5 protein-coding genes are annotated in these 10475 nt (G+C 62.0%); 2 read left to right on the forward strand and 3 right to left on the reverse strand.

Annotated elements, in window-relative coordinates:
* The first annotated feature begins 5 nt into the window (after positions 1-5).
* A complete protein-coding gene (locus tag AO388_RS17125; RefSeq protein ID WP_003435559.1) occupies positions 6-440 on the forward strand; it encodes a YeeE/YedE family protein in 435 nt (144 codons plus the stop codon).
* Between the two features lie 2 nt (positions 441-442).
* Positions 443-859, forward strand: a complete 417-nt coding sequence (locus tag AO388_RS17130) for a DUF6691 family protein (RefSeq protein WP_003371057.1) — start codon at positions 443-445, stop codon at positions 857-859.
* A gap of 107 nt (positions 860-966) precedes the next feature.
* Here the strand turns inward: AO388_RS17130 and recD are convergent, their stop codons facing one another.
* Genes recD through recC form a run of 3 tightly spaced genes read right to left on the reverse strand, consistent with a single transcriptional unit; the run spans position 967 to position 10219 of the window.
* Positions 967-3060, reverse strand: coding sequence for an exodeoxyribonuclease V subunit alpha (gene recD, locus AO388_RS17135; RefSeq protein WP_058396807.1), 2094 nt, complete (start codon positions 3058-3060; stop codon positions 967-969).
* Complete coding sequence (gene recB, locus AO388_RS17140) at positions 3057-6749, reverse strand: exodeoxyribonuclease V subunit beta (RefSeq protein WP_058396806.1); 3693 nt, start codon at positions 6747-6749, stop codon at positions 3057-3059. Before recB ends, recD begins: the two co-directional genes overlap by 4 nt.
* Positions 6746-10219, reverse strand: coding sequence for an exodeoxyribonuclease V subunit gamma (gene recC, locus AO388_RS17145; RefSeq protein WP_058416790.1), 3474 nt, complete (start codon positions 10217-10219; stop codon positions 6746-6748). The genes recB and recC overlap by 4 nt, the downstream gene beginning before the upstream one ends.
* Between the last annotated feature and the right edge of the window lie 256 nt (positions 10220-10475).

The raw sequence follows: 10475 nt of genomic DNA on the forward strand, positions 1-10475 counted from the left end.
ACGAAATGAGCATTGATTGGATCAACTTCACACCCTGGACGTCATTATGCGGAGGAGCCTTGATAGGGCTGGCCGTCAGCTTGTTCGTTCTCGCGAATGGTCGTATTGCCGGCATCAGCGGCGTGTTGGGGGGCTTTTTGCAATTGGGCAGTGAAGGCTGGGGCGAGAAGGCGCTGTTCCTGCTTGGCCTGTTGATTTCGCCATTATTGTGGGCGGCGTTCACAGCGTTGCCGGAGATAGAAATTAATTCAGAATGGCCCGTTCTGGTCATCGCGGGCCTGCTCGTTGGCGTGGGTACCCGTTACGGTTCGGGCTGTACGAGTGGTCATGGTGTGTGCGGGATATCCCGCTTGTCTCCTCGCTCCATCGTGGCGACGCTATGCTTTATGGCTACCGGATTTGCGACGGTATACGTCAGTCGCCATGTACTGGGGGTCTGAAGATGCTCAAGGTGACCGCATTTTTTGCAGGCTTGATATTTGGCTTTGGTCTGCTTTTGGCTGGCATGGCAAACCCTGCCAAGGTATTGGCCTTTCTTGATGTAAGCGGAACGTGGGATCCATCGCTTGCTCTGGTAATGGCAGGTGCTATCTCGGTGGCGGTCGTCCCCCTGAACTGGGCGCGCAGGAACAGGCAATCCTTGCTGGGTGCCCGTATGCAGCTCCCGGTGAAAACCCAGCTGGACGCCCGCTTGATCGTTGGCAGCCTGGTGTTCGGGATTGGCTGGGGCATTGCGGGAATCTGCCCTGGGCCAGCGGTCGCCACTCTGCTTACAGGACACTGGAAAATCCTCATATTCCTATTAGCCTTACTGGCCGGTATGTACCTGTTTTCCGCTCTCGAGAAACGACGCACGTAACTCTCAGGTTGTTGCGGCCGGGGCTGCGCCCACAGGACTGACAGCCCTCGTAAAGCATCACCGACAGCATGCCAACGCGGAGCATCGGCACGAGAGTCGAGTGCTGCTCAAAGCCCCAACATCAAACCACTCAGACGTTTGACCTTGCGGCGCAGGGCTTCTTCGAAGATGCCCTGCCGCGGTTCGATCAGGCTGAACCAGTGCTTGGCGCGGGTGATGCCGGTGTAGATGAGCTCCTTGGTCAGTACCGGGTTGAGCGCTTCGGGCAGGATCAAGGCGGTGTGGGCGAATTCCGAGCCCTGGGATTTGTGTACGGTCATGGCGTACACGGTTTCGACCTCGTTGAGGCGGCTGGGCAGGACGAAGCGTACGCCTTCGCTGCCGTCGTTGCGGGGGAAGGCGACGCGCAACACCTGTTTGCCCTCGCCGTCGCGCTCGGGCAGGCGCAAGGTGATGCCGATGTCGCCGTTCATCAGGCCGAGGCCATAGTCGTTGTGGGTCATCAGCACCGGGCGACCTTCGTACCATTGCTGTTCGCTTTCGATCAGCTTCGCGTTGAACAGCGCGTGAGTGATGCGCTGGTTCAAACCCTCCACACCCCACGGGCCTTTGCGCACGGCACACAGCAGTTGAAAGGCGTCGAAGGCGCTGAGTACCGAGCGCGCCCAACGGGTCCAGCACGCGTCGTCCAGTGCCGAATCGTCGGCGGGACGTTCGGCGGCGAGTACGTTCAGGTAATGCCGGTAACCCTGCGGGCCTTGCTCGCCCCTGCCAAGACCGTCGAGGACCAGGCGTTCGAACTTGAGGTCCTGCTCGCCCTTGAGTGCCAGGGCGAACAGGTCGTCGTGACTGCCCGCCGAGAGCAGCGCGCGGGCATGTTGGTCCTGTTGCTGGTTGACCAGCCGGGCCAGCTGGCCGATGCCGCTGCCTTGGCCGAAGCGACGCGAGTGGCGCAGCATCACCACTTGCTGGGCCAACGGATGCTGCTGTGCATCGCCCTGGCGCAAATCGCCCTTGCCGAGGTCTTCGCCGCTGACGGCTTCCAGCCAGGCCTGGGTGTCGGGGCTGTAGAAACCTTCTTCGGCGTCGCGGCACAAATCCCCGAGTACCGCCCCCGCCTCAACGGACGCCAGCTGGTCCTTGTCACCCAGCAGAACCATGCGTGCATGCGGCGGCAGTGCGTCGAGCAGATTGGCCATCATTTCCAGGTCGATCATGGAGGCTTCATCAACCACCAGCACATCCAGCGGCAGTAAATTGCCCGCATGGTGGCGGAAGTGCCGGGTACCGGGGCGACTGCCCAGCAAGCGGTGCACGGTGGTCACCTCGCTGGGGATTTTCTGTCGTACGTCGTCACTGACATCCAGGCTCTGCACCTGTTGACTGATGGACTCGGTCAGACGTGCCGCCGCCTTGCCGGTAGGTGCCGCGAGACGAATGCGCAGCGGTTGGCCACTCTGTACCGCCGGGGCCTGCAACAAGGCCAGCAGACGCACCACCGTGGTGGTTTTGCCGGTGCCGGGGCCGCCGGTGATGATGCTGAAGCCCTTGCGGGTCGCCAGTGCGCAGGCAAGTTTCTGCCAGTCGATGACAGCTTGTAGCGAAGAATTGGCCGGGCCGAACAATGCGTCGAGTTGCTGCGGCAGATCCTCCGGCGGCGTTTCACGCTGTGCCAGGCGCTGACGCAAGGCTGCTGCGATACGCCGTTCGTAAGTCCAGTAGCGGCGCAGGTACAGACGCCGCTCGGCCAGCACCAGTGGTTTTTGTCGCGCTTCGGCACTTGAATCGCCCACCTCGGCAACCAGCATGCTGCCGGCCAGCGCTTGGCACCAGGCGGCGCCATCCAGTGCTGCCAGCAGTTGTGAGGGCAGCAGCATCGGCGCGCTCTGCTGATCGCCTTCGGGTGGCAGTGACAGGGCGAAGTCCGGTTCTTTGAGGGTCTCGTACAGGTCAAGGCAGACGTGACCGTGGCCGAGCTGATGGCTGGTAAGCGCCGCAGCCACCAGCACCAACGGATCGGCGTGCGGATCGAGGTCACTGAGGAACGCGACGAACGCCTTGTCCAGAGCACGCAACCAGCCGCGCTCGACCCAACGTTCGAGCAGGATCAGCAGATCGCTGACACGCGTCAGCGGGCTCAACTCCGCGAGGCTGATATCGTCCAGCGCGGTAGGCAACAGATCATCGAACGAGCGGCTCATGCCAATGCTCCCGGCAGGTCATGCGCTATCGGTTTGCCCTGAAACAGCAGGTCCAGACTCTCGATCAGTTCACGTGGCGGACGGGTGAAATACGCTCCCTGAGAGGCCGAGCGACTGCCGCGCAGAAACAGGTACAGCGCGCCGCCCATGTGCTGGTCGTAATCGTAGTCGGCCATTCGCGTCTTGAGCTGACGGTGCAGGGCCAGCAGGTAGAGGACGTATTGCAGGTCGTAGCGGTTGTCGAGAATGGCGGTTTCCATCGCCAGCTGGGTGTACGCACTGTCGTCGCTGCCCAGCCAGTTGGACTTGTAGTCGGCCACGTAATACCGGCCTTCGTGTTCGAACGTCAGGTCGATAAAGCCCTTGAACATGCCGTTGAGCGAGACCGTCTCGGTCCCAGCACGCGGTGCGTTGTCGTGGGTGAAGCGGCGCACGAGGGCGTCCATCTGCGCGACGTTGACGTTATTGCTGGCGAACCAGAATTCCATCTCCACACGGTACTGATTGGGCTGATCCAGTTCGCCCAGGGCCACCGGTGCGGCGTCCGGCGACAGGCGCAACGGCATGTTCAGCATGTGTTGCAGCCAATCGCTCAGGGTATTGATCCAGCCTGCCCAACCGCGTCGATTGCAGCGCCGGGCGACGGCGTCCTGCAGTTTCTCCGGCGCGTGCGCGGTCATCGCAAACCCTTCGTTGCCAGCCCACTCGAGCAGCCCGTGCAGAAAGGTGCCGGGATTGGGGCCACGCGGAAAACGATGGATATCGCCGCCGCTGGTCAGGATGTCGCGCGGGGCTTCAGGGTCCAGACGCTCGTCGTCGAACAGTTTCTGTGCCTGCGGGCTGTCAGGCGACTCATCGGCACCGGCCGTTACCGTGTCGCCGATGCGCAGGGCGCTGTAGGACGCGATCCACCAGTTCTCGGCAGCGCGGCGTTTGGGCACCAGCAGCTTGACCAGCGCCGCTTCGTTGCGCGGCGCACTGAAGCGCTCGTCGGTGGGCTCCGGCACAGATTGCAAGGCAATCGCGTCACACCCCTGGGCAAGATCACGCAGCCAGACGTTCAGCTCCGCCGACTCGGCCAGCACTGCGCCACCGCCCAGCAGGTAACCCAGTGCGGAACGGTGCAGCATCGAGGTGTTGGCATTGCCACGCTTGAGGTCGGCGACGCCCAGCCAGCAGGCATGTTCCGATCGGGTGAGTGCGACGTAGAGCAAACGCAGGTCTTCGGCCAGACGCTCATCATCGGCTTGCTGAATCAGCGCCTCGGTAGGCTGCAGGCTTATCTGGGACTTGCCGTCGGCGTCATGAAACTGAAGAGGCAAGCGGCTGCCGTCCACCGGTTTCGAGGAGCAAATGAACGGCAGGAACACCAGCGGGTACTGCAAGCCCTTGGACTTGTGGATGGTGACCACCTTGACCAGTTGCTCATCGCTTTCCAGACGCAGGATCTGCTCTTCCCCGGCCTGGCCGGAGAGTGCCAGATGGTCGCCCAGATGACGGATCAGCGCCTGCTCGCCATCCAGTTCGGCGGCGGCCTGCTGCAGCAGTTCAGACAGGTGCAGCAGGTTGGTGAGTACTCGTTCGCCATCGTTGCGGGTCATCAAGGTCTGTGGCAGGGCAAAGTCGTGCAACAGACGGCGCAGCATCGGCAGCACGCCCTGGCTGCGCCATATGGCGCGATAGCCACGAAACTGCATGACGCGCCGCTCCCACGCCAGCTCGTCCTGATTCAGGCGCTCCAGTTCGGCCAGCGGCAGGTCCAGCGTGATACACGCCAGCGCGGCACGCAGTGTGCGTTCGGAGTCCGGCTCGGCGCAGGCCTTGAGCCAGGACAGCAGGTCGTGGGCTTCCTGAGCGGCGAACACCGAATCCTTGTCGGACAGGTACACGCTGCGCACACCACGCGCGGTCAGTTGCTGACGCACCGCCTGCGCTTCCTTGCCGTCGCGGACCAGAATCGCAATGTCGGCCGGACGCAGCCCGCGCAGAGTGTTGTCGGGCGTAACGAAACCGGCACGGCCCTGTTGACCGGCGTTGAGCAGACGCACGATCTCGCTCGCGCAACTGGCCGCCAACTGCTGACGATAAACCATGCCGGACACCGGCTGGTCGCTTGGCAAGTGCCAGACCGTCAGCGCCGTCAGGGGAGCGCCGTCGACGTGCAGCGTCTCTTTGCGGCCTTGGGCCAGCGCATCGGAGAACGGCACCTGATTGCCGTGCTCATCACGAAACAGGAACGCACCGCGACCTTGCTCTCGTTGCTCTGCCCGCGTGAAGACGTGGTTGACCGACTCGACCATCGCATGACTGGAGCGGTAGTTGGTGTCCAGCGTATGCCAACGGCCATCAGTCGCCTGGCGGGCACGCAGGTAGGTGTAGATATCGGCGCCGCGAAACGCGTAGATCGCCTGTTTCGGGTCGCCAATCAGGAACAGCCCGGTCTGCTCATCGTTGGCCTCAAGACGATAGATGCTGTCGAAGATCCGGTACTGGACAGGGTCGGTGTCCTGGAATTCGTCGATCAACGCCACCGGAAACTGCTCGCGAATCAGGGTGGCCAGACGCTCGCCGCCCGCGCCATGCAGGGCCGCGTCGAGCCTGAGCAGCATGTCATCAAAGCCCATCTCGGCGCGGCGACGCTTCTCTTCTTCAAAGCGCGCGCTGACCCACTGCGCCGCATGCTGCAACACAGCAGCATCGGGTTTGGGCAAACCGTCGAGCGCCGCCTTCAACTGTGCCATGGCCTCGAAGGCCGGGTGCACAGGTGGCTCGCTCTTCCAGGCTTCGGCAATGCCGTCGGGGGTCAGACGAGTGAAACCGGTGCCCAGATCCAGCGCTTCCTGTGTGTCGTCAGCGGCCCAGGCAGCAAGTTTTTCAAACCAGGGTTTGAAGTAGCGTTCCTGCATCTTGCGGCCGTCGACTGCCTTGCGAGCGACCGCGTCCTGGCAGAGCGCATACAACTCGTCGGCCCACACGGCCCACGGCGCTTTCAGCGCGGCAAGCGCTGCCCGGCGCTCTTGCAATGACGCCGCAATCAGTTCGGCCGGTTCCTGAGTGAGTGGACTGCGATCACGGCCGAACAGGCCTCGCACACGCGGCAGCAACGCCGCCGGACCGCTGAGGTTTTCCCGCACCCAAAGCAATGCGTCGCCGCTCATGGGGTAACAGAAGCGGCGCCAGTAATCGCGCAGGACTTCGCCGAGCAAATCGCTATGGTCGGTTTCCAGCGTCTGGGTGAACAGACTGCCGCTATCGAATGCGTGTTCGCGCAACATGCGCTGGCACCAACTGTGGATGGTCGAGACCGCGGCCTCGTCCATCCACTGTGCGGCAATGTCCAGACGGCTGGCGCAGGCTGGCCATAGCGACGCTTCGAACTGTTCACGCAGATCGGCAATCAGGCCATCGGGGGCGGCGATCTCGTCACGGAAGAAGCGAGCGGCCTCCGCCAGCCGGGTACGGATTCTGTCACGCAATTCTTTGGTTGCGGCATCGGTAAAGGTCACCACAAGAATCTGCGGCGGCAGCAGTTCGCGACCAAAGCCGGACTGCTCGGTGCCGTGGCCGAGCACCAGACGCAAGTACAGAGCGGAGATGGTGAAGGTCTTGCCGGTGCCAGCGCTGGCCTCGATCAACTGGCTGCCGCGCAGTGGAAAGCGCAGCGCGAGAGGAAGGGATTGCTCGCTCATGCGCCACCCTCCCCGCCGGACAACGACTGCCACGGCGCATCGTAAATCGGTTTGTAAAGCGTCTCGCACCAGCCTGCGAATTCTTCACTGCCCATCAGTGCGTCAAAGTCCGGAAACTGCCGGGCCAGTGCCGTGCTCTCGCGGCGCTCGCCGTCGGTGGTCTGTCCGTCACCTTCGTAGGCTTTGCGGGCAGCCGCTTCGGCTTTGTCGGCAGGCTGGCCCAACCAGGCGAAGGCGGTTTTGACCGCGACAGGCAGAGGTTCCTGCATGCCGTGCAGCCAGGCCGTCAGCAAGTGGTTGAGTGTGGTGACGGCACTCGCCTTGTCCAGCGGCTCCAGCATCAGGGTTTCATCACTGGCGACCAGTGCCGTGCTCAACGGCAGGTCGCAAGCGCACGCCACCAGATGGTTGACCCACGGCCGAATCAACCGGTGCCACTTGCGGGTCTTTTTCGAGCCGATGCTGTTGGGAATGGCGGTAACCAGCAACAGCTCGGCACGGGCGTTACGGTGCAACCCGCCCAGCCAGCCGTCGATGCTGACACCCGCATGGCCGAAGCTGATCGGTAAAGCGCTGCTCAGGGTCTCGGGCCAGAGGGTCAACAGATCGTGGTAGCGCCTGAGTACGTCAGGCAGCGGCTCGATCAGCTCGCTCTGCATCAAGGTGCCGAAACCTGCGAGCGGCAGCAGACCACTGGCTTGCAGTTTCAGCGCCTGAGTCTGTAGAGCAGCATCCATATTGTCCGGCGAGGACATACCTGCGCCAAGCAGGCTTTCACTCAGGCCATAGCGCTCAAGGGCATCGAGCACGAACGGCTCTTCGTCGGCGAGCGGCGCTTCAGCAACTTCGAAATAGATCTTCAGGCGCTGGCTGAAAAAATGTTTTACCGGGTTTCTCAGGAAATCCTGTAGCTGCGCAATGGACAGCGGTTCTTCCTGTTCATGAGGCGGCAGCGCTTGAGGCACGGGCACCTGAAGGTCGGTTTCATGCAGCAGACGCCACTCGCGGGCGAAGCTGAAGTACCCCGTGCCGGCGTGGAAGTAATTGGCGCTGAAGGGTTGCAAGGGGTGATTCACAGTCAGGGCTTTCAGCAAGCGCTCATCATCCTGTTTAACGTCCGGATCGGTCTCGCCGGCCAGCTTCCAGCCGCTGGCGAGGTGATCGCGAAGCTGACCGATGAGCACCGAAGCTGGACGCTCACTGTTGTCACGAATGCTGTGGCCAACCCAACTGACATACAACTGGTCCCTGGCCGAGAGCAAGGCTTCCAGCAACAGGTAACGATCGTCTTCACGCCGGGAACGGTCGCCGGGGCGGTAATCGCTGCCCATCAAATCGAAATCCAGCGGTGGTTGCGCGCGCGGATAATCGCCGTCGTTCATGCCCAACAGGCAGACCACTTTGAACGGGATGGCGCGCATGGGCATCAGCGTGCAGAAGTTGACCGAGCCCGCCAGAAAACGCTGGGACAGGCGCCCTTGATCGAGCCCGGCCAGCCAGGCCTCACGCACCACGGTCAGCGGCAGCTCTTCGGTCAGCCTTACCGTTGCACAGGTTTCCAGCCAGTTCTCGCGCAGTGTTTCCAGTTGGGCAAGCAGGTAGTCGTCATGCTCGCTGTCGGCGAGGAAGAACAACTGCAGCAGCGATTGCAGGCGGGCACCCCACGCTTCCGGAGTGGTGGGTGTCGACAACTCTGTGTGGGCGACCTGAAGAGCATCAATCAACGCGACCAGCGGACCGATCAACGCCGCATCAAGCCCGCCGATCTCATCGTAAGGTTCGATGCCGTCGTAAGCCGCCCCGGCACCCACGGCGTAACCCAGCAACATGCGACGCAGGCCGAAATGCCAGCTGTTCTGCTCAAGGGCATCCGGCAGCCCGAGGCCGGCCCGCTGCTGAGCATTAAGCCCCCAACGAATGCCTGCGCCTTCGATCCAGCGATGCAGTGTTGGCAGGTCGCGCTCTTGAATCCTGAAGCGTGCTCGCAAGGCTGGAACGTCCAGCAGGTCAAGAATCTCACTGACCGGGAAACGGCTGTCCGGGAGTTTGAGCAGGTGCTCGACGGCAATCAGCAACGGCTCGCGGCCGCGCTGGCCCTGATCAGCCAGCGTAAAGGGGATGAAGCGACGGTCTTCGCGTTCGATCTGTCCGAATACCGCTCGTATGTGTGGGGCATAGCTGTCGATATCCGGGACCATGACAATCACGTCACGCGGACGCAGGCCAGGGTCTTTGCTGAATCTCGCCAGTAGCTGGTCATGCAGCACTTCCACTTCGCGCTGCGCACTGTGAGCCACATGGAAGCGGATCGAGCGGTCCTCGAGAGGATCGACTGCCGGCCAGAGCTCACGGGTTTCATCCAGCGGACGCAGCTCGAGAATATCGTCCTGCAACTGGTTCAGCAGTGTGGTGGGCTCCGCTTCACTGAACAGATCAATGCGCTCGTCCTTGAACGAGGAACGGTAGCTGCGTGGATCGTCATGGCTGTCCAGCAGGTTGATGTAATCACGTCCCTGCTTGCCCCAGGCCGCGAGCAACGGGTGAGCATGCTGATGCAGCGCCTGCGGGTCGAGGACCATCGGCATTCCGCTCTTGCGCGCCTGACGTTTGTACTGGTGACGCAGCAGGTCCTTGTCGGCGACGATATCGGTCCAGTGGTGGCGACACGGGTTGTGGACACAGAGCAGAACCTGACTGAATCTGGCCAGCCCTGCCAACGCCTCGAGCGCTTGTGCAGGCAGTGACGAAATGCCGAAAACGATGACCCGTGCCGGCAAGCCCGGCGGCGCTTCGGTCATGTTGCCGATGCGCTCGATGAAACGCTGATGCACGCCCGCGCGGCTCTGCGACATCCCTTCAGCCCCGACGTCGTCCAGCAACGCACGCCACAGTTCGGCCTGCCAGCAATTGGCAGCTGACAATGGTCTGGACTGACCTCGTACGTCGCGCAATTGATGACGGCCAGCGGCCCAGTCTTCCAGCCAGTCCGCACGGTAAACCTGGTATTGGTCGAACAGATCGGACAGGCGCTCGGACAGTTGATAACGCTTGCGCAGATCAGTGTCGTCGGTCAGGAAGCGCTGCAGGGGTTCGAAGTGCGGCTGATGGATCAGCGACGGCAGCAAGCGCATCAAGCGCCAGGTCAAAGGGGTCTTGTCGAGCAAGGAAGTCTGGGGGATCTCATCTGCACCCAGCACCATGCGATACAGCGTCCACATGAAACTGCCGGGCAACTGGACGTCTATGGCGGCGGCGATACCACAGCCACCGTTGTCTTCATCCTGGGCATCTTCGGCCAAGGCCAGCTTCAACCATTGCGCAATGCCGTTGCTCTGCACCAGAGCAATCTCGTTTTCCAGGGGCGCCAATGGATATCGCCGCATCCAGGACACAACCAGACTGCGCAGTTCATCCGGGCGGTTGCCTTGAACCACCATGAAGCCTGCACTCAGAGAGGTTGTAACGGACATGCTTGCTTCCTTGACGGGTGCGTGGAACCTGATGCCGAACCATAAGGGCAAGCGCGCCGGATTGCCATAAGCACGTGGGTCTGGATGACTGCCGGAGAGGTAGAGTTATGAGCTCAGGAGGATGCAGAGGTTTCTGCAACCCCAGACAAACAAAAACCCTCAACGCGTAAGCGATGAGGGTTTTTGGAATTCAATCTTGACGATGACCTACTCTCACATGGGGAAACCCCACACTACCATCGGCGATACATCGTTT

Source organism: Pseudomonas sp. ICMP 10191 (assembly GCF_001467335.1).
In the GTDB taxonomy this organism is placed as follows: domain Bacteria; phylum Pseudomonadota; class Gammaproteobacteria; order Pseudomonadales; family Pseudomonadaceae; genus Aquipseudomonas; species Aquipseudomonas cerasi.